Origin of the sequence: Thermus igniterrae ATCC 700962, assembly GCF_000376265.1 — a bacterium.
Lineage (GTDB): Bacteria > Deinococcota > Deinococci > Deinococcales > Thermaceae > Thermus > Thermus igniterrae.
Window position 1 is genome coordinate 1 of the sequence record NZ_AQWU01000056.1, and the last position, 22,229, is coordinate 22,229.

General features: G+C 68.5%; 24 protein-coding genes and 1 pseudogene. 4 read left to right on the forward strand and 21 right to left on the reverse strand.

The annotated features are described in order from the left end of the window. A pseudogene (locus tag B128_RS12235) lies at positions 1-221 on the forward strand (transposase); the annotation flags it as partial. A 65-nt stretch (positions 222-286) separates the two neighbouring features. On the opposite strand, the gene B128_RS0104545 reads toward B128_RS12235, so the two are convergent. The 3 genes from B128_RS0104545 to B128_RS0104555 form a co-directional block, all read right to left on the reverse strand. Next, on the reverse strand, positions 287-676 hold the full coding sequence (locus tag B128_RS0104545) for a DUF302 domain-containing protein (protein WP_018111090.1): 390 nt from the start codon (positions 674-676) through the stop codon (positions 287-289). Between the two features lie 139 nt (positions 677-815). Then, entirely contained in the window at positions 816-1,469 is a 654-nt protein-coding gene (locus B128_RS0104550; RefSeq protein ID WP_018111091.1) for a hypothetical protein, read from the reverse strand. Continuing rightward, the gene (locus B128_RS0104555; protein ID WP_026175020.1) at positions 1,466-1,705 is read right to left on the reverse strand and encodes an SHOCT domain-containing protein; all 240 of its coding nucleotides are present in this window, start codon (positions 1,703-1,705) and stop codon (positions 1,466-1,468) included. Before B128_RS0104555 ends, B128_RS0104550 begins: the two co-directional genes overlap by 4 nt. A 93-nt stretch (positions 1,706-1,798) precedes the next feature. On the opposite strand from B128_RS0104555, the gene B128_RS0104560 reads away from it, so the two are divergent. Continuing rightward, entirely contained in the window at positions 1,799-2,629 is an 831-nt protein-coding gene (locus B128_RS0104560) for an urease accessory protein UreH domain-containing protein (RefSeq protein ID WP_026175021.1), read from the forward strand. Positions 2,630-2,645: 16 nt separating this feature from the next. After that, positions 2,646-3,266: a class I SAM-dependent methyltransferase gene (locus tag B128_RS0104565; RefSeq protein WP_018111094.1), complete on the forward strand. Its 621-nt coding sequence runs from the start codon at positions 2,646-2,648 to the stop codon at positions 3,264-3,266. Positions 3,267-3,269: 3 nt separating this feature from the next. Here the strand turns inward: B128_RS0104565 and B128_RS0104570 are convergent, their stop codons facing one another. The 9 genes from B128_RS0104570 to B128_RS0104610 are packed head-to-tail and all read right to left on the reverse strand — an operon-like array spanning position 3,270 to position 9,993. Then, entirely contained in the window at positions 3,270-4,025 is a 756-nt protein-coding gene (locus B128_RS0104570) for a WD40/YVTN/BNR-like repeat-containing protein (RefSeq protein WP_018111095.1), read from the reverse strand. 6 nt (positions 4,026-4,031) lie between these two features. Continuing rightward, on the reverse strand, positions 4,032-4,547 hold the full coding sequence (locus B128_RS0104575; protein WP_018111096.1) for a CueP family metal-binding protein: 516 nt from the start codon (positions 4,545-4,547) through the stop codon (positions 4,032-4,034). Positions 4,548-4,557: 10 nt separating this feature from the next. After that, a complete protein-coding gene (locus tag B128_RS0104580) occupies positions 4,558-5,676 on the reverse strand; it encodes a sensor histidine kinase (RefSeq protein ID WP_018111097.1) in 1,119 nt (372 codons plus the stop codon). After that, positions 5,660-6,337 carry a response regulator transcription factor gene (locus B128_RS0104585; RefSeq protein WP_018111098.1) on the reverse strand — a complete coding sequence of 226 codons (678 nt, stop codon included), beginning with the start codon at positions 6,335-6,337 and terminating at the stop codon, positions 5,660-5,662. The genes B128_RS0104580 and B128_RS0104585 overlap by 17 nt, the downstream gene beginning before the upstream one ends. Next, the gene (locus tag B128_RS0104590; RefSeq protein ID WP_018111099.1) at positions 6,334-6,573 is read right to left on the reverse strand and encodes an SHOCT domain-containing protein; all 240 of its coding nucleotides are present in this window, start codon (positions 6,571-6,573) and stop codon (positions 6,334-6,336) included. Before B128_RS0104590 ends, B128_RS0104585 begins: the two co-directional genes overlap by 4 nt. A gap of 21 nt (positions 6,574-6,594) precedes the next feature. Then, a complete protein-coding gene (locus B128_RS0104595) occupies positions 6,595-8,979 on the reverse strand; it encodes a heavy metal translocating P-type ATPase (protein WP_026175022.1) in 2,385 nt (794 codons plus the stop codon). After that, the gene (locus B128_RS0104600) at positions 8,964-9,464 is read right to left on the reverse strand and encodes a DUF305 domain-containing protein (protein WP_018111101.1); all 501 of its coding nucleotides are present in this window, start codon (positions 9,462-9,464) and stop codon (positions 8,964-8,966) included. The genes B128_RS0104595 and B128_RS0104600 overlap by 16 nt, the downstream gene beginning before the upstream one ends. A 39-nt stretch (positions 9,465-9,503) precedes the next feature. Further along, positions 9,504-9,788: a metal-sensitive transcriptional regulator gene (locus tag B128_RS0104605; RefSeq protein WP_018111102.1), complete on the reverse strand. Its 285-nt coding sequence runs from the start codon at positions 9,786-9,788 to the stop codon at positions 9,504-9,506. A 4-nt stretch (positions 9,789-9,792) separates the two neighbouring features. Continuing rightward, entirely contained in the window at positions 9,793-9,993 is a 201-nt protein-coding gene (locus tag B128_RS0104610) for a CopZ family metallochaperone (RefSeq protein ID WP_018111103.1), read from the reverse strand. Positions 9,994-10,103: 110 nt separating this feature from the next. On the opposite strand from B128_RS0104610, the gene B128_RS0104615 reads away from it, so the two are divergent. Then, on the forward strand, positions 10,104-10,730 hold the full coding sequence (locus tag B128_RS0104615; RefSeq protein WP_018111104.1) for a class I SAM-dependent methyltransferase: 627 nt from the start codon (positions 10,104-10,106) through the stop codon (positions 10,728-10,730). Here B128_RS0104615 and B128_RS0104620 read toward each other — a convergent pair. The 9 genes from B128_RS0104620 to B128_RS0104660 form a co-directional block, all read right to left on the reverse strand. Then, the gene (locus tag B128_RS0104620) at positions 10,727-11,029 is read right to left on the reverse strand and encodes a Rieske (2Fe-2S) protein (protein WP_018111105.1); all 303 of its coding nucleotides are present in this window, start codon (positions 11,027-11,029) and stop codon (positions 10,727-10,729) included. The two genes, B128_RS0104615 and B128_RS0104620, sit on opposite strands and share 4 nt — an antisense overlap. A 60-nt stretch (positions 11,030-11,089) precedes the next feature. After that, complete coding sequence (gene sufD / locus B128_RS0104625; protein WP_018111106.1) at positions 11,090-12,385, reverse strand: Fe-S cluster assembly protein SufD; 1,296 nt, start codon at positions 12,383-12,385, stop codon at positions 11,090-11,092. 62 nt (positions 12,386-12,447) lie between these two features. After that, positions 12,448-13,854 carry a Fe-S cluster assembly protein SufB gene (sufB, locus tag B128_RS0104630; protein WP_018111107.1) on the reverse strand — a complete coding sequence of 469 codons (1,407 nt, stop codon included), beginning with the start codon at positions 13,852-13,854 and terminating at the stop codon, positions 12,448-12,450. Continuing rightward, on the reverse strand, positions 13,851-14,603 hold the full coding sequence (gene sufC, locus B128_RS0104635) for a Fe-S cluster assembly ATPase SufC (RefSeq protein WP_018111108.1): 753 nt from the start codon (positions 14,601-14,603) through the stop codon (positions 13,851-13,853). The genes sufB and sufC overlap by 4 nt, the downstream gene beginning before the upstream one ends. 88 nt (positions 14,604-14,691) lie before the next feature. Further along, the gene (locus B128_RS0104640; RefSeq protein ID WP_018111109.1) at positions 14,692-17,454 is read right to left on the reverse strand and encodes a hypothetical protein; all 2,763 of its coding nucleotides are present in this window, start codon (positions 17,452-17,454) and stop codon (positions 14,692-14,694) included. A 110-nt stretch (positions 17,455-17,564) separates the two neighbouring features. Beyond that, positions 17,565-18,881 (reverse strand): isocitrate lyase, encoded by a 1,317-nt coding sequence (gene aceA / locus B128_RS0104645; protein WP_018111110.1) that lies wholly within the window; start codon positions 18,879-18,881, stop codon positions 17,565-17,567. 114 nt (positions 18,882-18,995) lie between these two features. Next, positions 18,996-20,327, reverse strand: coding sequence for an FAD-dependent oxidoreductase (locus tag B128_RS0104650; RefSeq protein ID WP_018111111.1), 1,332 nt, complete (start codon positions 20,325-20,327; stop codon positions 18,996-18,998). Between the two features lie 40 nt (positions 20,328-20,367). After that, complete coding sequence (locus B128_RS0104655) at positions 20,368-21,048, reverse strand: ABC transporter ATP-binding protein (protein ID WP_018111112.1); 681 nt, start codon at positions 21,046-21,048, stop codon at positions 20,368-20,370. A 14-nt stretch (positions 21,049-21,062) separates the two neighbouring features. Then, entirely contained in the window at positions 21,063-22,205 is a 1,143-nt protein-coding gene (locus tag B128_RS0104660) for an ABC transporter permease (RefSeq protein ID WP_018111113.1), read from the reverse strand. Between the last annotated feature and the right edge of the window lie 24 nt (positions 22,206-22,229).

Sequence of the window (22,229 nt, forward strand, 5' to 3'; positions counted from 1 at the left end):
GAGGTGCGTACCGGAGGCTTTTGGGGCGGCGGTGGGAGCTGGAGACGGTCTTTGGTCTGCTGAAGGGGCCGATGGGGCTGGTGGGGGCGGTGGGGAGGGTACGGGGGCTGAAGGCGGTGGCCCTGCAAGTGGAAGCTTGGGTGATGGCCTGGAGCGTGGTGGCCCAGCTTCTTGGGCAGGCGGGTCTGCCCATCACCCGGGTGTTGCGGGCGGTGGCGTGAGGTGAGTACGCAGGTGAATATCCGAAAAGGGGGTAAAAGAAGTATAAAGGTCCCTCCAGAACCCCCTAGAGTTTGGCCAAGGCTTTCTCCAGCCGGTTTCTCGCCTCCTCGGCTACGGGTTTGAGCGCCTCCTGGGTTTCTGTAGGAAGGACCCGGAACATCTCCCTGGGATCCTGCAAGAGGACCTCCACGCCCTCTGGCCCCTCCTTGAGCACCGCATTGCAGGGGAGGAGGAGGCCGATATCGGGTTCGGCCTCGAGGGCCTTAGCGGCCAGGTTCGGGTTGCAGGCCCCCAGGATCAGGTAAGGGGGCCTTTCCAGGCCCAGGCGGGCTTTTAGGGTGGCGGCCACATCGATCTCCGTGAGGATGCCGAAGCCCTCTTCCTTTAGAGCGGCCTCCAGCCGGGCCCGGGCCTCGGCCAGGCTGGCTTTTAGGGTTTTCCTTAGGTCCGTCACGATACCCTCCTTACCTAAAGTGTAGCGGAACCTGAGGGAAAAGGCCTTTCGTGAAAGTTGTGTTGAGGGGTTTTGGGGGGTATAGGAAAGGCCCGGGCCCCGCCCAGGGCAGCTGCCCCGGGCAAGGGCCCTACCGGGATCACTCTCCCAGGAAGAAGCCGTGCCAGGTGTGGACCCAGACCTCCCCTGTGTAGGCGTTCACGGAAAGCATGCCCTCCACCTCCTTACGCCCGAAGTCAAAGGTGTAGTACCCGGGGAAAGCCCCGGCTTCCAGGACCCGGGCACCCGGGAGGTAGCCTTTCAGGAAGGTTTCGGCCAGCTTCCTGGCTTCCTCCACAGAGAAGCGGACAGGAGTCTGCACGGGCCCGCCCATCATGCTGTAGCGGGTGTTCCACATCATGTTGGGGCCAGGTTCCGGGGAGACTACCCCGGTGTAGCGGTCGGCGATGAGCTCAAAAAGCCCCTGCCCCTTCTCGTCCACCACCTGGGCATAGTAGTTTTGGCTGAAGACCATGAAGTCCTTAAGGCGTGCCCCCGGGTAGATGCGCTTGGCGTAGGCTTCCATCCGAGCCTTGGCCTCTTTCTGGGGGATGGGCTGGGCCTCCGGGGGGTAGACCGCCATCATGCCCATCATCCCGTGGCCGCCCATCATCCCGTAGCCCATCATCCCCGGGCCGTACTGGGGGCCGTAGCCCATCATCCCCGGGCCAAAGCCCCCCATCATGCCCTGGGTGAGGGCAAGGCCTAAAAGCGCGAGGGCCAGAACTCCTAAAGTTAAACCGTAGCGTTTCATGCTGCACCTCCCTTTTCCAGTTCCTTCCGCAACCTTTTGTAGGTTTCCTCGTCCAGCTCGCCCCTGGCGTACCGGAGGCGCAGGGCTTCCAGGGCCGCATCCTTTTTTGGCTCCCCGCTTCCCCGTTCCCAGGCCCGAAGGCCCAGGTACAGGAGAAGACCCAAGAGGGCCAGCACCAGGAGTATGCTGAGAAGCCCGAAGAACCACCCGAAACCCATACCGCCCCAACCCATCATGCCCACGATCCACCTCCACCTGTACCCTAGGCCGGTATTGTTAAGCTGGCATAAAGGGGCTTTACCGGCACTTAACGTTTGGCCCTTAAGCTGATGGGCATGCGAGGAGGGCTGCTGGTGCTGGGTCTTGCCGTCCTGGGCCTGGTGGGGTTGGCCCTGGGAAGCGGGCTACTGGAGGAGGTTTCCCGAAGCCTTTACCGAACGGCCAACACTCTTTACGCTCTCCTGGCCCCCTGGGTGGATGGGCTGAGGCGGGAAGTGGGGGTTCCTTGGCTTTCGGCTTTCCTTGTTGGGGTCTTGGCGGCCTTTGCTCCCTGCCAGATCACCACCGGGGCCAGCGCCCTGGCCTATCTGGCTCCTTCCGCTATTCAGGGAAGGGTCTGGCCCAGGTTTCTGGCCTTTCTCCTGGGGAAGGCCCTCACCTACCTGGTGCTTGCCGGAGTGGTCCTCTTCTTGCTGGGCGGGTCCCTGGACAACCCCGGGGCCATCTTCCGCCCGGTGCGGCTGGCCCTTGGGCCCTTCATGATCCTGGTGGGCTTGGGCCTTTTGGGGGTGGTGCGCTGGCCCCTGGCCTGGGGGGTGCCGGAGGGCGTGGGGGCCCGGGTGGGAACGTGGGGCGGGCTTCTTGGGCCCCTAGCCCTCGGGGGGGTTTACGGCCTGGCCTTCTGCCCCACCCTCTTCTGGCTTTTTTTCGGTCTTTTGCTTCCCCTGGCCCTGGCCTCGCCCCTGGGTTTCCTGCTCCCCGGTGTGTTTGCCCTGGGGACGGGCCTCCCCTTGGGTTTGCTGCTACTGCTCTTCGCCCGCCTGGGCCGGGGCCAAGCCCTTAAGGGGATGCGCCATCTGGGGAGCGCGCTTTTGAGGGGTGCAGGAGGGGTCTTCGTGGTGCTGGGGCTTTTGGATACGGTGCTTTACTGGAACCTCTAGCATGGGAGGCAAGGGCATGAAGAGGGGCTTAAGGGCTCGGTTTTTCGCGGCGCTTCTTCCCGCTCTTTCCCAGGGGCACGCCAGGGTAAGCGAGCCCTGGCGGAGGAAACTCCTGGGAGGCCTGGCGGGCACGGTGCTGGAGATCGGCCCGGGAACAGGGATTAACCTGGCCTACCTGCCGGATGGGGTCTACTGGCTGGGCCTCGAGCCCAATCCCCACCTGCACCCCTGGTTGGAAACGGCCTTGCGGCAGAGGGGAGTCTTGGGCGAGGTGCTGCTGGGCCAGGCGGAGGAGATTCCCCTGCCGCAGGAAAGCGTGGATGCCGTGGTGGCCACCTTGGTCCTCTGCTCGGTGGAGGACCCCAGGCGGGCGTTGGCGGAGATCCTCAGGGTGTTGAAGCCCGGGGGGCGTTTCGTCTTTTTGGAACATGTGGCCGCTCCCCGGGGTTCCGGCCTGCGCTGGGCCCAGGACCTCCTCTGCCCCCTATGGGCCTTCTTGGGGGATGGCTGCCACCCCAACCGGGAAACCCTGGCCCTTATCCGGGAGGCCGGGTTTGCCCGGGTGGAGGCAGCGTCCTTCGCTTTGCCCCTTCCCCTGGTGGCCCCCCATGTGGCCGGGGTGGCCTGGAAGGAATAGCCCTTAGCGCCCCCGCCAGAGGGTGCCCCTTCCGTCCACCCAGGCCAGCAGGCCCTCCTCCTGGGGGTGGGCGGCCAGGGCCAGCACCGTACCCTGCCAGAGCCTGCGCCAGCCCACTTCTGTTCGTTGCCATATTCCAAGCTGCCCTCCTAGGTACAGGGTGCCGGAGGGGGAGAGGGCCAAGGGTCCAGGGGCGGGGTCCGGGGTGGGGATGGGGCGGAAGCTCCTACCCCCGTCCTCGCTCAGGAAGAGCCCTCTTTCCATAAGGGAGGCCCAGATGCGGCCCTTTTGGTCCACCAGGAGAAAAGCCATCCCGGCCTTGGGCAGGCCCTGGGCAGGCAACTTCGTCCAGGTCTGCCCTCCATCCTGGCTCTGGAAGTAGCCGTAGGTGGCCTCGAGGGTGTAGTGGACCTCGGGCTTCTTGGGATTTACGGCATAGGCGTGGAGGTCCAAGGCGGGAAGGCCCTTGGGCTTTAGGTCGCGGAAGCGCTTGAGATCCTGGCTTTCCGCATAGATCCAGTGCCCGGCAACCAGGAGGCGCCTGCCGTCCCAGGCCAGGTTCATGGCGTCCCAGTCCCGCCGCCGCACCAGGTCCTGGGGGGTGCTGTTATTCCAGAGAACAATGCCGTCGTGGTGGCCCAGGAGCAAGGCTCCCGAGGGGTGCCATAAAAGGGCGTGGACGTCCCGGGTAGGCACCGGGCCCAAGGAGGTTTGGGCTAGGGCAAGGCCCAGGGTGAGAAGGAGGGCGAGAGGGCGCATGGCGTTCTACCGCGAGGCAAGGCGGAAGCCGGTCAGGCAGGTGGGGCTTTGGCTGAAGGTGGCCACGGAGCCGGTGGCCGCCAGGTTCCCCCAGCGGATCTCCAAGGTGTAGCGGCGGTTGCGGGGCAACCAGAGCTCAAAGAACCCGTCCTTCCCCGATCTGACCTGGGTCTTGAGCACCTCCTTTTCCCCCTCCAGCACCCGCACCAGAAATACCTCCTCCTGTAGCTCCCCGGTGCAGCTGGAAAAGTAGTGGACCTGGCAGGGGTGGGTGCGGCTGACATAGGGGGCCACCGCCAGGAGGAAGCGGTCCTTGAGGGCCACCTGGGCCTTGCGACCGTCCGGGAACTCGAAGAAGAAGGCCTCGGGGGTCACGTAGCTCACCACCCTTTGCCCTTCTTCCCGCCACCGCTTGGCCAGGGCCAGGGCCTCTTCGGGCCCCAGGCCCTTGAGGGCCTCAGGGCTAGGGGCCTGGGCCAGACCTAAAGCCACGCCGAGGGCAAGCGCCAGAAGCTTCTTCATGGCACCCACCCTAACCCTTCCCCGTTAAGCCTGTGTAAAGGGGGAGGGTGAAGCGGAAAACGCTTCCCTGGCCTAACCGGCTTTCCACCCAAATCCCCCCCCCCATGGCCTCCACCAGGCCCTTGGCGATGGTGAGGCCCACCCCTGTTCCCCCGTCTTGGCGGCTACGGGAGGGATCTATACGGTAAAACCGCTCGAATATGCGGGAAAGGTGCTCCTCGGGAATGCCAGGACCCGTGTCCTCCACGCTGAAGACCACCGCCTGGCCCATGGCCTCCGCCCCAAGCCTCACCTTTCCTCCCTCTGGGGTGTGGCGAAGGGCGTTGGAAAGCAGGTTGGCCAGCACCTGGAGGGTCCGTTCCTCGTCGGCCCAGACCAGGGGGAGGGAGTGGGCCACCACCTCCAGGGCCACCCCCTTGGCCTGGAAGGCGGGACGGAAGCGCTCCGCCGCCTGCTCCAGGAGGCCTTTGGGGTCGAGGGGCTGGGGATGAAGCTCCACCGCTCTTGCCTCCACCTGGGAAACCAGGGAGAGGTCCCGGACCAGCCGGCTCATGGCCCGCACTTCCTGCTGGATCCTTTCCGCTGCCTTTTCAGGCTCCATGACCCTGTCCGCCAGGGCCTCGGCGTAGGCCTGCAGGGCGGATAGGGGGGTCCTGAGCTCGTGGGCTACGGTGCCGATGAGCTCTACCCGGCTTTGTTCCACCTTTTCCAGGGCCTCGGCCAGGCGATTGAAGTGGAGGGCCACCTCGCCCAGCTCGTCCCGTTCTAGGGTAGGAAGGCGCACCCGGTACTCCCCCTGGGCCATGCGCCGGCTGCCCTCCGCCAGAAGCCTAGCGGTGCGGGAGAAACGCAGGCTGGCGAAGGAGGCGGAGAGGGCGGCCCCAAGCACGGATAGGGGGAGGGCGGAGAGGAGGGCGGCGGTGAGGGTGGAGCGCAGGCCCTCCTCGAGGTCCCGTCTCAAGGCCTCGCCCATCATGAGCCCCCCCATCATGGAGAGGGCGTGGTACATGCGCTCCACGTGTCCCCGGTAGAAGGAGGGAGCCAGGGCTTCGGCCAGGAGGAAGAACAGGAAAAGGGCCAGGAGGGCCACCAGGAGATGGCTGAGGAAGAGCTTAGCGAAGAGGCGCATCGGTTTCCCGGAAGCGGTATCCCACACCCCGCACCGTTTCAATGAACCGGGGGTTTTCCGGATCGTCCATAAGCTTTTTTCTCAAGGCGGCGATGTGCACGTCCACCACCCGGTCTATGCCCGGGAAATCCGGCCCCCATACCTTTTCCAAAAGCCTTTCCCGGGTGAAAACCATGCCCGGGTGCTGGGCCAGGGTGAGGAGCAGGTCAAACTCCAGCTGGGAGAGGGGAAGGGGTTTGCCCTCCAGGTAGGCCTGGCGCTCCTTGGGAAGGAGGCGCAAGGGGCCGTAGCTGAGCTCCTCCTTGAGGCCTGCCCGCCTGAGGAGGGCCTTGACCCGGGCCACCACCTCCTTGGGGCTAAAGGGCTTGACCACGTAGTCGTCGGCCCCGAGCTCCAGGCCTAGGACGCGGTCCTCCTCCTCCCCCTTGGCGGTGAGGATGAGGAGGGGAAGCTCGGGGCGCTCCCTTCGCAGGATGCGGGCCACCTCCAAGCCCCCCACCTTGGGGAGCATCAGGTCCAGGATGACGAGATCGGCGGTGGGGAAGAGCTCCAGGGCTTTCTCCCCGTCCTCCGCCACGAGGACCTCAAACCCGGCCCCCTCGAGGTAGGCCCCGAGGACCTCGAGGAGGGCCGGGTCGTCGTCCACCAGGAGGACCTTCATGAGAGGTCGCGCTTCATGCGCTCGAAGGTTTCCTTGTCAATCTCCCCCCGGGCGTAGCGCTCCTTGAGGATTTCCAGGGCCCGGTCCTCCTGCTTGGGGGCCAGGGTCCGCACCACCAGGTAGACCCCCAGGATCAGAAGGGCCAGGAAGAAGAGGGGATAAAGCCAGCCCAACCAGCCCAAGCCCCAGCCCATGTGGGGGCCGTAGCCGTACCATCCGTGTGCCCATGCCATCATGCCGCACCTCCTTTTCCCAGGTTAGGGGGTGGCGGTTAGTCCCCGGTAAGCCCGGAAGCCCCGAAGCCGCAGGGAGTTGGTGAGGACGAAGAGGCTGGAGAGGCTCATGGCCGCCGCCGCTAAGGCGGGGTGGAGGAGGAGCCCGGTGAGGGGGTAAAGGGCCCCCGCGGCCACGGGGATGAGGAGGACGTTGTAGGCATAGGCCCAGAAGAAGTTGAGGTGGATGGTGCGCAGGGTCCTGCGGGCCAGGAGGAGGGCGTCCACCAGCCCCCACAGGTTCCCCGACATCAGGACCACGTCCCCGGCCTCGAGGGCAATCTCCGTGCCCGTGGCCAGGGCCACCCCCACATCCGCCCGGGCCAAAGCGGCGGCGTCGTTGATGCCATCCCCCACGAAGACCACCCGGCGCCCTTCCTTCTGGAGCTTCTCTATGGCCGCCACCTTCCCCTCGGGCCGCACCCCGGCCAGCACATCCCCGATGCCCAGAGCCTCCGCCACCCTGCGGGCGGGAAGGGGGTGGTCCCCGGTGAGGAGGACGGGGGTGAGGCCTAGCCCCTTCAGGGCGCTCACCACGGCCCGGGCCTCGGGCTTGGGGGGGTCAAACACCTGGAAGGCCGCCAGCAACCCCCCCTCCTCCGCCAGGTAAAAGGGCGTGGACCCTTCCTCGGCCAGGGCCTGGGCCTCGGGGGGGAGGCTCAGGCCAAGCCGCTCCATGAGGGCCTGGTTGCCCAGGAAAAGCCGCCTCCCCGCCACCACCCCCTCCACCCCCTCCCCGGGGAGGGCCCGCACCTCCTTGGCCTCCGGCAGGGGAAGGCCAGAGGCGGCCTCCAGGATGGCCTTGGCGATGGGGTGGGTGCTTCCTGCTTCCAAGGCGGCGGCCAGGCGCAGGGCCTCCTCCTGGGGCAGGCCAAAGGGCAGGACCTGGGTGAGGGTGGGCTTGCCCAGGGTAAGGGTTCCCGTTTTGTCCAGCACCACGGTGTCCGCCCGGGCCAAGCCCTCCAGGGCCGTGCCCTTGCGGAAAAGGATCCCCATCTGCGCCGCCTTTCCCGTGGCCACGGCGATGGCCGCCGGGGTGGCCAGGCCCATGGCGCAGGGGCAGGCGATGAGGAGCACGGAAAGGAGGGCCACGAAGGCGTGGGAAAGCCCGGGCCCCCAAAGAAGCCAGAGGAGGAAGGTCAGAAGGGCCACCAGGAGGACCAGGGGAACGAAGACCGCGGCGATGCGGTCGGCCAGCTCCTGCACCTTGGGCTTGTGCCCCTGGGCCTCCTCCACCATGCGGGCCATCTGGGCCAGGACCGTGGCCTCCCCCACGCGGCTAACCCGCACCAGGAGGAGCCCTTCCCCGTTCACCGTGCCCCCCACCACCTCGTCCCCAGGGCCTTTGGCCTTGGGGATGGGCTCCCCGGTGAGCATGGCCTCGTCCACGTGGCTCTGGCCCTCCACCACCACCCCGTCCGCAGGGATGCGCTCCCCAGGCAGGACCCTGACCAGGTCCCCGGGGATGAGGGCCTCCGCGGGGATTTCTTTCTCCCCGGCTTCCTGCACCACCCGGGCCGTCTTGGGCCTCAGGGAGAGGAGCTTGCGGATGGCCTCCGAGGCCTTGCCCTTGGCGCTTTCCTCCAGGTGCTTTCCCAAGAGGATCAGGGCCAGGATGGCCGCCCCGGCCTCAAAGTAGAGGTGGCGGGCCGTCTCCGGGAGGAGGAAGGGGAAGAAGAGGGCAAGGAAGGAGTACAAGTAGGCCGACCCGGCCCCCAGGGCCACCAGGGTGCTCATCCCCAGGGCGCGGTGGCGCACCTCGGCCCAGGCCTGGCGGAAGAAGCGCCGGCCGGCGTAGAGCACGGGAAGGGCGGTGGCCGCCTGCAGGATGGGGGGGAGGTGGGGGAGGGGCAGGAGCATGGGCCCCATGGCCAGGAGGAGGGTGAGGAGGGCAAAGGGCAGGGCCAGGAGAAGGTCCTTGCGGTAGAGGGGTTCGGCCCTGGGGGCTTCTTCTTGGGCTTCCAGGGGCTCATACCCCGCCTCCCGGATGGCCTGGCGCAGGCGGGCCAGGCTCACCGTGTCGGGCAGGTACTCCACGAAGGCCTTTTCCGTGGCCAGGTTGACGCTGGCGGCAAGCACCCCGGGAAGCCTCTGGAGGGCCCTTTCCACCCGTGCCACGCAGGCGGCGCAGGTCATGCCCCGCACGGGGATTTCCGCCCGGGCCACCACGGGCTCGTACCCCGCCTCCTCCACCCGCCGCAGGACCTCCTTGAGGTCCACCCCCTCCCCCAGGCGCAAGAAGGCCTCCTCGGTGGTGAGGTTGACCAGGGCCTCCTCCACCCCCTCCGCCCGCTTCAGGGCCCTTTCCACCCGCGCCACGCAGGCGGCGCAGGTCATGCCCCTTACCCCAACCCTCACCTCAAGAGCCATAGCCTGAAGGCGTGCATCTCCTGGGCCTGGGCCAGGATGATGTCCCGGGCCAGGTCCAGCACCCGGCGGTCCTTGGCGGTGGGGAGGATGTTGAGGGCCATCTCCACCGCGCCCTTGTGGTGGAGGAGCATGAGCTCCACGAAGGCCCGGTCGGGGTCCTTGGCGGCTTTGAGCTCCTTGAGCATGGTGTTCATCTCCTGCTGCATGCCCCTATAGGCCGCCTGGTCCAGCCCGCCCAGGCTCACCAGCCAGCTCCGCATGAGGGCGATTTCCCGCTCCTGGTCCTTAAGGATGGCCTCGGCCCAGGCCCGCACCTGCTTGTCCTTGCCCACCTCCAGGACGTGGCGGGCCATGGCCAGGGCCCCCTCGTGGTGGGCGATCATGCCCGAGAGGAAGGCCCGCTCCCCCGTGTCCTGAGGGGTGTGATGGGCGTGCTGGGCAAGGCTTGGCACCAGGAAAAGGAGGATGAGGGTAAGCAACCGCATGGCTCTTGCACCTCCGAGGTCAGGATGGGGGGATAAAAGCTACCGGTACTTGAGGGCCTCCATCAGCTCCTCCACGATTTCCTCCACGTCCCCCCGTTCGTGGGCGGTGGCCACGTGGTCCCGCAGATGGGCCCTTAGGACCATCTCCCCCACCCGGTCCAGGGCCCCTTCCACCGCCTTAAGCTGCTTCAGTACGTCCACGCAGTAGACGTGGGGGTCTTCCAGCATGCGCAGGATGCCCTCCAGGTGGCCCTTGGCCGACAGGAGGCGTTTTTTGGCCTCCTCCCGCACCCTGGGGTCCAGGTGAAGGTGCCCGTGGGGCATGGCCCTAGCCGGCCACCTGGGCCCGGTACCCCTCCTCCGCCACCGCCTGGAGGAGGGCCTGCGGGTCGGCCTGGCCCTCCACCCAGGCTTCCCCCTTTTCCAGGCTCACCTCGGCCTTTTCCACCCCCGGCACCCGCAAGAGGGCCTTCTTGACCGCCATCACACAGTGGTTGCAGGTCATGCCTTCCACCTTGAGCTTGAGCATCGCCTTCACCTCCTATCCCACCCCACCTGGGGTGGGGTTTGGCCTCAACTTAGGCCTCCAGGTGGAGGGTGTCAAGGGGCGTGAGCCCAAAGGGGAGTTAGGCTAAGGGGGTGGGCGCCAAGGGCGGCCTTCAGGCCAGGATTTTCGCCGGCTTGCTTCCCGGCCTGGCCCGGGGGCATGCCCGCCTGAGCTGGGCCTGGCGCCAGAGGTTGCTGGCGGGCCTACGGGGCACGGTCCTGGAGATCGGCCCGGGGACGGGGGTGAACCTGGAGGCCTATCCCCAGGGGGTTCGCTGGTTGGGCCTAGAGCCCAACCCCTACCTGCACCCGGGGCTTGAGAGGGCCCTCGAGTCCCGGGGCTTCCCGGGCCAGGTGCTCCTGGGCCAGGCGGAGGCCATCCCCCTGGAGGCGGAAAGCGTGGACGCGGTGGTCTCCACCCTGGTGCTCTGCTCGGTGGCCGACCCCAGGCGGGCCCTTGCGGAGGTCCTGCGGGTCTTGAGGCCCGGTGGACGCCTGCTCTTTCTGGAGCACGTGGCGGCCCCCCGGGGTACGCCCCTCCGCGCCCTCCAGGACCTGGTGGTCCCGGTGTGGAGGGCCTTGGGGGATGGCTGCCACCCCAACCGGGAAACCCTCCGCCTCATCCAGGAGGCAGGCTTTGCCAGGGTGGAGGGGGAGGCCTTTCGCCTCCCCCTGCCGGTGGTGGCCCCCCACGTGGCGGGCGTGGCCTGGAAGGGCTAGAGGTCCAGGAGGACCGTATCCCCCTCCAGCCGGGCGGGGAAGACCCGGATGGGCCTGGGGGCGGGCAGGGTGCCCCGGCCCGTGCGCAGGTCAAACCGGGCCCCGTGGCGGGGGCAGACGATCCTCCCGTCCTCCACCTCCCCCTCGTGCAGGGGGCCGTCGTCGTGGGTGCAGACGTCCTCCAGGGCGAAGACCTCCTCCCCGGTGTGGAGGAGGAGGATGGGCTTCTTGTGCTCGGGCCGCCGCACCACCAGGCGGCCGTTGACGAACTCCTTAAGGGTGGCTACCGGGGTCCACATGGCCTCATGCTAAGGCAAGGCGCCGAACGGCTTCCCGTCCGGCGCCCCGGGGTCTAGGGCCTAGAGCCGCACCTTTTCCTCAATCACCGCCTCAATGTGGTTCCGCAGGGCCTTTAGGGGGATGCGGGTGAGGACGTCCGCTAGGTGGGCCTTCACCAGAAGCTCCTGGGCCAGGGTGCGGGGCAGGCCCCGGGACTGGAGGTAGAAGAGCTGCATCTCGTCCACGGGGGCGGTGGTGCTCCCGTGGGTGCAGCGCACGTCGTTGGCCCCGATCTCCAGCTGGGGGATGGAGTCCACCCGGGCGGTGGGGGAGAGGAGGAGGTTGCGGTTGGCCTGGTAGGCGTCGGTCTTCTGTGCGCCCCGCTCCAGGCGGATGAGGCCGGAGAAGACCGCCCGGGCCTCGTCCTTCACCGCCCCCTTGTAGAGGAGGTCGGAGCGGGTGTGGTGGTCCACGTGGTGCTGCAGGGTGTAGTGGTCAAAGTGCTGGCGCCCGTGGCCGAAGTAGAGGCCCAGCATCTCGCTTTCCGAGCCCGCTCCCAGGAGCTCGGAGGCCACCTCGCTCCGGGCGTAGCGCCCCCCCAGGTTCACCACCAGGTCGTTGAGGCCGGCGTCCCGCTCCAGGAGGGCCCGCTGCCGGTGGAAGTGCCAGACTCCCTCCCCGAAGGTCTGCACGTGGGCGTGGCGCAGGCGGGCCCCGGGCCTCAGCACCATCTCCGTGGCCGAGAGGTGCAGGGTGGGAGGGAGGTCGGGGGAGAGGTACTCCTCAATGTAGGCGGCCTTGGCGTTGTCCTCCAGGAAGAGGAGGCTCCGGCCCGCCGAGGCCTTTTCCCCTTCCAGGAGCACCTTGAAGACCCCCAGGGGCTTTTCCACCTCGAGGCCTGCCGGCACGTAGAGGAAGGCCCCGTGGGTGAAAAAGGCGGCGTTCTGCGCGGCGAACTTGTCCTCGGTGAACACCCCCTGGAAGAGGGCGTTTTCCACCTTGTTGGGATGGCGCTTCAGGGCCTCCGCCAGGGAGGTGAAGACCAGGCCCTTGGCCAGAAGCTCCTCGGGGACTTCCGCATAGACCAGGTCCGGCCCCACGAAGACCAGGAAGCCGGAGACATCGGTCTTCTCCAGGCGGCGCCGCACCAGCTCGGGCAGCTCGTCCCGGGAAAGCCTCAGGCCCCTGGGGGCCTCCACTTCCTGTTCCAGGGGGGCCTCGGAGAGGTCGGTGTAGCGCCAGGCCTCATCCTTCTTGGTGGGGTAGGGGAGGTGGTGGAAGGCCTCGAGGGCCTTAAGCCGCTTGGCCAGCACCCAGGCCGGTTCCCCCAGGGCCTGGGAGAGGGTTTCCACACGCGTCTTGTCCAGTACCTGCATTGGGCCTCCTTGCACAAGGGGGCGGCGAACGAGGGACGCCCGTCCGCCGCCCGGAGGGGGGTCTAGCCTACGGACCCCTCCATCTCCAGCTCAATGAGCCGGTTAAGCTCCACGGCGTACTCCAGGGGGAGCTCCTTGGCGATGGGCTCAATGAAGCCCCGCACGATGAGGGCAGCGGCCTCGTCCTCCTTCAGGCCGCGGGACTGGAGGTAGAAGATCTGCTCGTCGTTGATCTTGGAGACCGTGGCCTCGTGGCCCACGTGGGCGGTCTCCTCCTCAATCTCAATGTAGGGGTAGGTGTCCGTGCGGCTTTCCGGGTCAATGAGGAGGGCGTCGCACTCCACGTTGGCCTTGGCCCCCCGCGCCCCGTCCAGCACCTTGACCAAGCCGCGGTAGCTGGCCCGGCCCTCTCCCTTGGAGATGCTCTTGGACACGATGGTCCCCGAGGTGTGGGGGGCGGCCAGGACGATCTTGGCCCCGGTGTCCTGGTGCTGGCCCGTCTTGGCAAAGGCGATGGAGAGGATCTCCGTGCGGGCCCCGGGCTCCAGGAGGTAGCTGGAGGGGTACTTCATGGTGACCTTGGAGCCCAGGTTGCCGTCCAGCCACTCGTGGAAGGCCTCCCCGTAGACCAGGGCCCGCTGGGTCACCAGGTTGTACATGTTGGTGGACCAGTTCTGGATGGTGGTGTAGCGGCTCCGGGCCCCCCGCTTCACCACGATCTCAATCACCCCGGTGTGCAGGCTCTCCGTGGAGTACATGGGGGCGGTGCACCCCTCGATGTAGTGCACCTCGGCCCCCTCGTCCACGATGATCAGGGTGCGCTCAAACTGGCCGAACTCGGGGGTGTTCACCCGGAAGTAGGCCTGCAGGGGGAGTTCCACCTTCACCCCCGGGGGGATGTAGACGAAGGAGCCCCCGGACCAGGCGGCGGAGTTCAGGGCGGCGAACTTGTTGTCCTCGGGGGGCACCACCGTGGCGAAGTACTCCTTGAAGAGGTCCTCGTACTTCTTCATCCCCTCCTCAATGGCCACGAAGATGACCCCCTGCCGCTCCAGCTCCTCCTTGACCCGGTGGTAGACCATCTCCGAGTCGTACTGGGCCCCCACCCCGGCCAGCACCTTGCGCTCGGCCTCGGGGATGCCCAGCCGCTCGTAGGTGCGGCGGATCTCCTCGGGGATTTCCTCCCAGCTCCGGGCGTCCCGCACCTCGGCGGGCTTGACGTAGTAGACCAGGTTTTCCAGGTCCAGGCCGGAGAGGTCCGGGCCCCAGGTGGGCATGGGCTTCTTCTGGAAAATCTCCAGGGCCCGCAGGCGGAACTTCAGCATCCACTCGGGCTCGCCCTTGTGGTAGCTGATGGCCTCAATGACCCGCCGGGTGAGGCCCCGCTCGGCCACGAAGACCGGCCTGACCTCGTCCACGAAGTGGTACTTGTACTCCTCCCCCAGGGTCTTCAGGTCAACCTCGCTCATGCCCCCTCCTTTACCCTCTCCCGGAGCCACTCGTACCCCTTGGCCTCCAGCTCCAGGGCCAGCTCGGGGCCGCCCTCGGCCACCACCCTGCCGTCCATCATCACGTGCACCCGGTCGGGCACGATGTAGTTCAGGAGGCGCTGGTAGTGGGTGATGACCAGGGCGCCGAAGCCGGGCCCCCGCATGGCGTTCACCCCCCGGGCCACCACCTTGAGGGCGTCAATGTCCAGGCCGGAGTCCGTCTCGTCCAGGACGGCGTAGGTGGGCTCCAGGACCAAAAGCTGCAGGATCTCGTTGCGCTTCTTCTCCCCGCCGGAGAAGCCCTCGTTGAGGTAGCGGGAGAGGTAGCCCTCGTCCCAGTCCAACAGTTCCAGGGCCCGCTTGACCTTGCCCCAGAACTCCGCCACGCCCACCTCGCGCCCCAGGCGGGCCTGGAGGGCCAGGCGCAGGAAGTTGGCGATGGTGACCCCGGGGACCTCCACCGGGTACTGGAAGGCCAGGAAAAGCCCCTTGCGGGCCCGCTCATCGGGGGAGAGCTCCAGGATGTTCTCCCCGTCCAGGAGGATCTCCCCCCGCTCCACCGTGTACTCCGGGTCCCCGGCCAGAATCTTGCCCAGGGTGCTCTTGCCGGCCCCGTTGGGGCCCATGAGGGCGTGCACCTCCCCCTTGGGAACCACCAGGTTCACGCCCTTGAGGATGGTCTCGCCGTCAATGGAAGCCCAGAGGTCGCGGATTTCCAGCTGGTTCATGCTTTTGCCTCCTGGTGCCGGGCCGGATGCTTACTGCGACCCGTTCGCAGTAAGAGTATAGCCCCTGGCCCTCCAAAAGTATAGTGGTTTAGTCGGGATTTGCCAGGTGGAAGCCCAGGGCCTCGGGCAGGGCCAGGGGGCTTTGGGGAAGCCAGGCCTCCAGGTCGGGGCAGAAGCGCCCGAGGGCCCGGCCCAGCTGCAGGCGGAAGGGCCGGGGCAGGTGGCCCTGCCGCACCTCTTCCAGCTTGTGCCGGGCGGCCTCCCGTTCCCCCAGGCCCAGGAGGGCCAGCACCTCCACCGCCCGGGCCTGGGCCTGGAGGCCGGGGTCCTCCAGGGGGGGTAGGGCCACGGTCTGGGCCAGGGCCTCCCCAAAGGCCCCTTCCCGGGCCAGGGCCTCCGCGTAGGCCAGCCGGGCCTGGGCCCTGAGGTAGGGGTTTTCCAGCCCCAGGAGGGGCCTGAGGAGGGCCTTGCCCTCCCTGGGGGGGAGGAGGAGGGCAAGCAGGCTCACCGTGTCCAGCCTCAAGGCGGTGTAGCGGTCGGTGGCCTCCTCGGGGATTTTCTCCAGCAGGTTTTCCAAAATCCTCTGGGCATGGGGGGCGCTAAGCCCTCCCAGGAAGGGGGCGCGGTAGGGCTGGCCGGCCTCCAGGAGGAGGTAGGTGGCCCCCAGGCGGAACAGGGTGCGCAGGTGGCGGTAGCGGGCCTCCTTGGGCCGCTCCTGGGTGGTGCGGAAGTAGGCCTCGGCCCGCTCCAGGAGGCTCAGGGCCTCAAAGGGATGGCCCCGGGCGGCCTCGAGGATGCCCGCCTCGCTCTCTACCCGGGCGCGGGTAAAGGGGTCCTCGGCCTCGGCCAGGGCCTTGCGGATGGCCTCTTCCGCCTCCCCGTAAAGCCCAAGCCGCCGGAGCAGGGTGGCGTAGCGGGCCCGCACCCGGGCCACCTCGTCCTTGGGCGCCCCGGCCTCCTCCAGGGCCTTGAGGCCCTCCTCCATGCGTTCCTTGGCCTCGAGGCTCCCCAGGCGCATGAGGAGGTCCCCCATCTGGTAGCGGGCCCGCCCCAGAAGGAGGGGGTCGTGGCCCACCTGGGCCAAGGCGGTGAGGGCCTCGGCGTAGCGGCCCAGGTCCTTGGCCACCAGGCCGCGCCAGAGTTGCACCCGGTCCCGCAGGAAGGGGGCCACGGGGAGGCTTTCCGCCTCGGCCACGAAGCGGGCCGCCTTCTCGTAGTCCCCTTTCCAGCGCTCCACCGCGGCCATGACCAAAAGCCCCTCGGCCTGGGCGGTCTGGTCCAGGAGGCCCAGGTCCCCCTTGGGGGGTAGGAGCTCCTCGGCCTCCTTGTAGAGGGCAGCGTCCGCCTTGGCCTCCGCCGCCTTGATGCGGGCCCAGGTCCTCAGGGAGGGGTCTTGTGCCTGGGAGAGCACCCTGAGGGCCTCCTCCGCCTCGGGGTGGGCGTACTGGCCCAGGACCGCCCGGTAGCGCACCACCACCGAGGCCAGGGCCTCGAGGTCCTCCCGGGGCCAGCCCTGGGCCTCCTCCCAGAGGCCCGGCAGGAGGGCCAGGCGGGCCGGGTCTTCCTGGAGAAGCTCCAGGAGGGCCCGGCGCTCCCCGGCCTTGTGGGCGTGGTGGAGCCGGCGAAAGAGGTTCTCCTTGGGGAAGAACTCCAGGGCCAGGCGGTGGAGCTCCTTGGGGGCCTCCTCGGGGAGGAGGCTACGCAGGGAGGGCCGCACCAGGCCCTCCCCCACCCAGTCCAAGAGGGCCCGCTCCGCCTGGGAGAGCCTTTCCAGGGGCTTGCCCAGGGCCCTTTCCAGAAGCTCCAGGGGAAAGGCAGGGTCGGCCTCGGGGCTGAAGGCGGCCAGGGCCAGGAGGAGGGGCCTCAGGGCGGGATCGTCCTGCAGGGGGGTCTTGGGGTCGTGCTTGGCCGCCTCCAGAAGGACCAGCCGGGAGAGCTCCCCGAAGTTGCGCCCTGCCTGGTTGACCAGGGCCTCCAGCCGCTCGGGGGGCAGGTGGGGGAGCCTCTCCCGCACGAAGCGCCGGGCCTCTTCCCGGCTGGGAGGGGAGAGGGGCTGGTGGGCCAGGGTGGGCGGGGGTTCGCTTAAGGCGGCCAGGTAGGGAATGGAGAGCCCCTTGAGCAGGGGTTCCAGCCAGGCCGCCAGCCCCCGTTGCCCCCCGTCAGGGCCCCGCAGGGGGAGGCCTTCCAGGGTGCCCTCTGCCTCCGCCCGCAGGAGGAGGGGATGGCCCTCCCGGTTGAGCCCCCGGGCCAGGAGGGTGAGGACCTCCTGCTGCAGGGCCCCCTGGAGGATGTAGGGCTGGGTGGGGGAGAGCTGGGCCAGGAGGGCCCGCACCTCCTCCGCCACCCCCAGGCTTTCCGCCAGGGGTACCAGGGCCTGGGCCAGCTCCCCCCCCAGGTTCAGGACCAGGGGCTCGCGGCCGGGCAGGGCGGAGAGGGCCCGGGCCAGGGCGGAGAGGAGCACCCCCTTGCCCGTGGCCGGCCCCCCTACCACCACCATCTGCGGCCGCCCCCCCGCCTCCAGCTCCTTGAGGAAACGGCGGAAGATGCGCCGCTTGTCCCGGCCCAGGGCCTTGCGGGCGCTTTCCAGGAAGAGTTCCGCCGGGGGCGGTGGGGGGGTGAGGCCGGCCTCCTTGTACAGGTCGGCGATGACCCCATAGAGGCGTTCCTTCTCCTCGGGGCTTCCCAGGTCCTTGTAAAGGATGTTGCGCACGGTGCCCGAGCGCCCGCCCCGCTCGGCCATGAGGGCCTCCAGCCAGCGCAAGGAACCCCGCTTGCCCCGGTGGTCACGCCCCCCCAGGTGGGGGCGGAGGTCCTCGAGGTAGCGCAGCCAGGGTGTAGGAGCATCCGACATGGTGGCTACACTATAAGTCCTTGGTATAGGTTTTTCCATACCCCAACTTCGGTAAAGGATAAACGCAGGCGCCCCACCTGGGGGGCGGGGCGCCGGAAACCCTCTGGGGGCTAGTGGGCCACCTCGTTGAACTGGGCCTCCTCGGTGGAGCCCTTGAGGGCCAGGGTGGAGGCCTCCCCCTGGGTCAGGGCCAGGACCACCTCGTCAAAGTAGCCGGCCCCCACCTCCCGCTGGTGCTTCACCGCGGTGAAGCCCTGGGCCTGGGCCAGGAACTCCTTCTGCTGGAGCTCCACGAAGGCGGGCATGCCCCGGGCCTTGTAGCCCTTGGCCAGCTCCCAGATGTAGTAGTTCACCGTGTGCCAGCCGGCCAGGGTGATGAACTGGAACTTGTAGCCCATCTCCCCCAGCTCCCGGTTGAACTTGGCGATGGTCTCGTCGTCCAGGAACTTCTTCCAGTTGAAGGAGGGGGAGAGGTTGTAGGCCAGGAGCTTGTCGGGGAACTCCCGCTTCACCGCCTCGGCGAACTTGCGGGCCTCCTCCAGGTCGGGCTTGGAGGTCTCCATCCAGATGACGTCCGCGTAAGGGGCGTAGGCCAGGGCCCGGGCGATGCCCGCCTCAATGCCGTTGCGCACCCGGTAGAAGCCCTCAGGGGTCCGCTCCCCGGGGAGGATGAAGGGCCGGTCCCGCTCGTCAATGTCGCTGGTGATGAGGGTGGCGGCCTCCGCGTCGGTGCGGGCGATGATCACCGTGGGCACCCCCATGACGTCCGCCGCCAGGCGGGCGGCCTGCAGGGTGCGGATGTGCTGGGCGGTGGGCACCAGGACCTTGCCCCCCAGGTGGCCGCACTTCTTCTCCGAGGCCAGCTGGTCCTCGTAGTGGATGCCCGCGGCCCCGGCCTCAATCATGGCCTTGGTGAGCTCAAAGACGTTCAGGGCTCCGCCGAAGCCCGCCTCGGCGTCGGCCACGATGGGCACGTACCAGTCCCGGGTGACCTTGCCCTCGGAGCGCTCAATCTGGTCGGCCCGCATGAGGGCGTTGTTGAGGCGCTTCACGATCTGGGGCACGGAGTTGTAAGGGTAAAGGGACTGGTCGGGGTAGGTCTGCCAGGCCAGGTTGGCGTCCGCGGCCACCTGCCAGCCGGAGAGGTAGATGGCCTCGAGGCCCGCCCGCACCATCTCCACCGCCATGGCCCCGGTGTAGGCCCCGAAGGTGTGCACGTAGGGCCGTTCGTGGAGGAGTTGCCAGAGTTTTTCCGCTCCTCGCTTGGCCAGGGTGTACTCCACCTTCACGCTGGGCCGGAGGCGCACCACGTCCTCGGGGCGGTAGTCCCGCCGCACCCCCTTCCAGCGGGGGTTGGTCTCCCACTCCCTGCGAAGCTCCTCCGCCTCCTGCCGCATCTCCGGGGTCAGCATGCTGAGGGGTTCCATGCGCCACCTCCAGGGTTCAGTCTGGGGGTGGCGGCTTGGGCGGTGTAGTGTGTAAGCCCAGGAGCTTCACACGGAGGAGTGGTGTTTTGAGTGCAAAGGTACACCGCTTGGGCCCTACCGGGCCTGCTGGGCGGCGATGAGGAGGGGGTCCCAGACCGGGCTGTAGGGGGGGGCATAGGCCAGGTCCAGGCCCAGGAGGTCCTCCAGGGTGCCCTCCCGGTGGAGGAGGGCGGCCAGGGCGTTAATGCGCAGGGCCCCGTGGCCGTGGGCCACCACCGCCCCGCCCAGGAGCCTTTCCGTGCCCTCCTCGTACACCAGCTCCACCCAGAGGGGCTGGCTTCCCGGGTAGTAGTGGGCCCCATCGCGGCTTTGGATGAAGACCTTGCGGGCCCGGAAGCCCTCCCTTTGCGCCGCCTCCAGGGAGAGCCCGGTGGTGGCCACCGCCAGGCCGAAGGCCTTGAAGATGGCCGTGCCCACCACCCCGGCGAAGCGGGCCTCCTGGCCGGCGATGTTGCTTCCGGCCGTGCGCCCGTGCTTGTTGGCCACATCCCCCAGGGGAAGCCAGTAGGGGCGCTTCAGGACCCGGTGGAAGCTTTCCGCCACGTCCCCAGCGGCATAAACCCCTTCCAGGTTCGTCCGCATGCCCTCATCCGTGGCGATGGCCCCCGTGGGCCCCAGGGCCACCCCCATGGCCTGGGCCAGTCCGGTGTTGGGGCGGATGCCGGTGGCTAGGAGGACCAGATCCGCGGGGACCACCCCTTCCGAGGTCTCCACCGCCTCCACCCGCCCCGTTCCCCTGAGGGCCTCCACCCGCACCCCCGTCCAGACCTCCACCCCGTGGCGCTCCAGCTCCTCCCGCAGGAGGTCCCCCACCTCTGTGTCCCAGTGGGGCAGGGGGCGGTCCTTGGCCTCCAGGAGGGTCACCTCCAGGCCCCGCTTGCGGAAGGCCTCCGCCACCTCGAGGCCGATGTACCCCGCTCCCAGGATGGCGGCCCGCCGGGCCCCCGGCAGGGCCTTTAGGAGCCTTTCCCCGTCCTCCATGCTCCTTAAGGTGTAGACCCCCTCCTGCTCCGTGCCGGGAATGGGGGGAATGAGGGGCTTGGCCCCCGTGGCCAGGACCAGGTAGTCGTACCGGTCCTGGAAGGTCCGGCCTTCCCCGTGGTCAAAGACCGTGAGGACCCGGAGGTCCGGGTCCACGTCCACCACCTCGTGGCGGGTGTGGACGGCGATGCCCTGCCTGCGGAACTCCTCGGGGGTCCGGGCCAGGAGTTTTTCCAGCCCGGGGATCTCCCCGGAAAGCACGTAGGGCAGGCCACAGGCCCCGTAGGAGACGAAGCCCGACTTCTCGTAGACCACCACCTCCAGCTCCGGGTTCTCCCGCTTGGCCTTGGCGGCGGCGGAGGCCCCGCCCGCCACGCCCCCGATCACCACCATGCGCTTACCCATGGGGGCATTGTGCCACGCCCCCCCGGGGCAAGATGTCCCGCTACCCTGCGGGTTGGACCACCTCTTCCCGGGCCAGCCTTCCCCCCTTCAGGTACAGGATGCGCTCGGCCCGGGCGGCCAGCTCCAGGTCGTGGGTGACCAGGATGAGGGTCCTCTCCTTCCCCGCCTCAAAAAGGAGGGCCGCCACCTGCTCGCGGCTTTCCGCGTCCAGGTTCCCCGTGGGCTCGTCGGCGAAGAGGACCGGAGGGTCCAGGGCTAGGGCCCGGGCCAGGGCCACCCGTTGCTGCTCCCCTCCCGAGAGGCGGCTTGGCAGGTGGTGGAGGCGGTGGGCGAGCCCCACCCGCTCCAGGAGGGCGAAGGCCTGCTCCTGCCTCTCCTTGCGGGGCCGGCCCGCCAGGAGGAGGGGAAAGGCCACGTTCTCCCAGGCGGTGAGGGTGGGGATCAGGTTCCACTGCTGGAAGACGAAGCCCATGTGCTTGAGGCGTACCCGGGCCCGCTCGTCCTCGGGGAGCTGGTGGAGGGCGAGGCCGTCCAGGTAGACCCCGCCCTCGCTGGGCAGGTCAAAGCCCGCCAGAAGGTTGAGGAGGGTGGTCTTGCCGCTTCCTGAAGGCCCCACCACCGCGGTGGCTCCCCTGGGGAAGGCGTAGGTGAAGCCCAGGAGGGCCACCACCTCCTTTTCCCCTTGCCGGTAGCGTTTGCTGAGGTTTTCCGCGCGCAACATCGGGCCTCCTTGGGCTAGACCCGCCCCAGGGCCTCCACCACGGGGATGCGGCTAGCGTGGTAGGCGGGAAGGAGGCCAGCCAAAAGCCCCAGGAGGAGGGCCACCAGGAGGGCGAAGAGGGAGAGGCGGGGGGTCACGGCGGAGAGGGCCAGGCCCACCTGGTCCAGGGTGTAGAGGTTGATGGCGAAGGAAACGACGCCCCCCAGGGCCAGGCCCAAGGTACCCCCCAGGAGGGCGAGGAGGAGGGCCTCCAGCACCACCAGGCGGAAGATGAAGCCCCGCCTGGCCCCCAGGGCCCGCATGACCCCGAACTCCCGGATGCGCTCGTAGACGCTCATCATCACCGTGTTGGCCACCAGAAGCCCCCCCACGATGAGGGCCACCAGGCTGATGCCGAAACGCACCAGGTCGCTGATGCGCAGGGCGCGCTCGGCGAAGCGCATGACCTCCCCCGTGGTCTGGGCCTTGAGGCCGGGCACGGCCGCCTCCAGGGCCCGGGCTACCTCTTCCGCCTTCTGCCCGGGGTTCAGGGCCACTAGGACGGCGCTGTAGTTCTCCGTGCCCAGCACCTGCTGCAGGGGGGCCAGGGGAACGAAGATGAGGTTGTCCGCCAGGCCCCCGCTTTCCTCCAGGATGCCCACCACCTTAAGGCCCACCTGGGGAGACAGCCTTAAGGGGCTTCCTAGGGAGAGCTGGCTCCGCTTGGCCACCTTGCCCCCCACCACCGCCCCCCCTTCCGTGGGCACCAGGCGGCCCTCCCTGGCCCGCACCCCGGGGTAGAGGAGGTCCGGCCCCACCCCCGGGGGTAGGCCCTGGAAGAAGAAGCTGGTCTGGGGGTCAAACCCTCCGCGGGCCAGGAAGAGGGTGGGGACCAGGGCCCGCACCCCCAGGGCCTGCCCGGCCTCCTGGAGGGCGGCCAGCTGCCTGGGGGTGATCTCCGGGTAGCCGCCAAACCCCAGGCCCTCCGTGCCCTCGGGCACCACCTGGATGGCGGGGCCCACCCGGGAGAGTTCCTGGAAGAGGGAGCGCCGCAGGCCCTCGCCGAAGGAGAGGAAAAGGACCATGCTGGCGGTGGCGATCAGAACCCCCAGGAGGGTGAGGAGGCTCCGCACGGGACGGGCCAGGAGGTTGCGCAGGACCAGGTGGAGGATCTCCATGCCCCCTGAGCTTACCTTGCTCCC

What these genes read in the sequence shown, in the direction of transcription:
- B128_RS0104550 (WP_018111091.1), bottom strand. Translation starts at nt 1,469, where the DNA reads ATGAAACGCTACGGTTTAACTTTAGGAGTTCTGGCCCTCGCGCTTTTA.
- B128_RS0104555 (WP_026175020.1), bottom strand. Translation starts at nt 1,705, where the DNA reads ATGATGGGTTGGGGCGGTATGGGTTTCGGGTGGTTCTTCGGGCTTCTC.
- B128_RS0104560 (WP_026175021.1), top strand. Translation starts at nt 1,799, where the DNA reads ATGGGCATGCGAGGAGGGCTGCTGGTGCTGGGTCTTGCCGTCCTGGGC.
- B128_RS0104565 (WP_018111094.1), top strand. Translation starts at nt 2,646, where the DNA reads ATGAAGAGGGGCTTAAGGGCTCGGTTTTTCGCGGCGCTTCTTCCCGCT.
- B128_RS0104570 (WP_018111095.1), bottom strand. Translation starts at nt 4,025, where the DNA reads ATGCGCCCTCTCGCCCTCCTTCTCACCCTGGGCCTTGCCCTAGCCCAA.
- B128_RS0104575 (WP_018111096.1), bottom strand. Translation starts at nt 4,547, where the DNA reads ATGAAGAAGCTTCTGGCGCTTGCCCTCGGCGTGGCTTTAGGTCTGGCC.
- B128_RS0104580 (WP_018111097.1), bottom strand. Translation starts at nt 5,676, where the DNA reads ATGCGCCTCTTCGCTAAGCTCTTCCTCAGCCATCTCCTGGTGGCCCTC.
- B128_RS0104585 (WP_018111098.1), bottom strand. Translation starts at nt 6,337, where the DNA reads ATGAAGGTCCTCCTGGTGGACGACGACCCGGCCCTCCTCGAGGTCCTC.
- B128_RS0104590 (WP_018111099.1), bottom strand. Translation starts at nt 6,573, where the DNA reads ATGATGGCATGGGCACACGGATGGTACGGCTACGGCCCCCACATGGGC.
- B128_RS0104595 (WP_026175022.1), bottom strand. Translation starts at nt 8,979, where the DNA reads ATGGCTCTTGAGGTGAGGGTTGGGGTAAGGGGCATGACCTGCGCCGCC.
- B128_RS0104600 (WP_018111101.1), bottom strand. Translation starts at nt 9,464, where the DNA reads ATGCGGTTGCTTACCCTCATCCTCCTTTTCCTGGTGCCAAGCCTTGCC.
- B128_RS0104605 (WP_018111102.1), bottom strand. Translation starts at nt 9,788, where the DNA reads ATGCCCCACGGGCACCTTCACCTGGACCCCAGGGTGCGGGAGGAGGCC.
- B128_RS0104610 (WP_018111103.1), bottom strand. Translation starts at nt 9,993, where the DNA reads ATGCTCAAGCTCAAGGTGGAAGGCATGACCTGCAACCACTGTGTGATG.
- B128_RS0104620 (WP_018111105.1), bottom strand. Translation starts at nt 11,029, where the DNA reads ATGTGGACCCCGGTAGCCACCCTTAAGGAGTTCGTCAACGGCCGCCTG.
- sufD (WP_018111106.1), bottom strand. Translation starts at nt 12,385, where the DNA reads ATGCAGGTACTGGACAAGACGCGTGTGGAAACCCTCTCCCAGGCCCTG.
- sufB (WP_018111107.1), bottom strand. Translation starts at nt 13,854, where the DNA reads ATGAGCGAGGTTGACCTGAAGACCCTGGGGGAGGAGTACAAGTACCAC.
- sufC (WP_018111108.1), bottom strand. Translation starts at nt 14,603, where the DNA reads ATGAACCAGCTGGAAATCCGCGACCTCTGGGCTTCCATTGACGGCGAG.
- B128_RS0104640 (WP_018111109.1), bottom strand. Translation starts at nt 17,454, where the DNA reads ATGTCGGATGCTCCTACACCCTGGCTGCGCTACCTCGAGGACCTCCGC.
- aceA (WP_018111110.1), bottom strand. Translation starts at nt 18,881, where the DNA reads ATGGAACCCCTCAGCATGCTGACCCCGGAGATGCGGCAGGAGGCGGAG.
- B128_RS0104650 (WP_018111111.1), bottom strand. Translation starts at nt 20,327, where the DNA reads ATGGGTAAGCGCATGGTGGTGATCGGGGGCGTGGCGGGCGGGGCCTCC.
- B128_RS0104655 (WP_018111112.1), bottom strand. Translation starts at nt 21,048, where the DNA reads ATGTTGCGCGCGGAAAACCTCAGCAAACGCTACCGGCAAGGGGAAAAG.
- B128_RS0104660 (WP_018111113.1), bottom strand. Translation starts at nt 22,205, where the DNA reads ATGGAGATCCTCCACCTGGTCCTGCGCAACCTCCTGGCCCGTCCCGTG.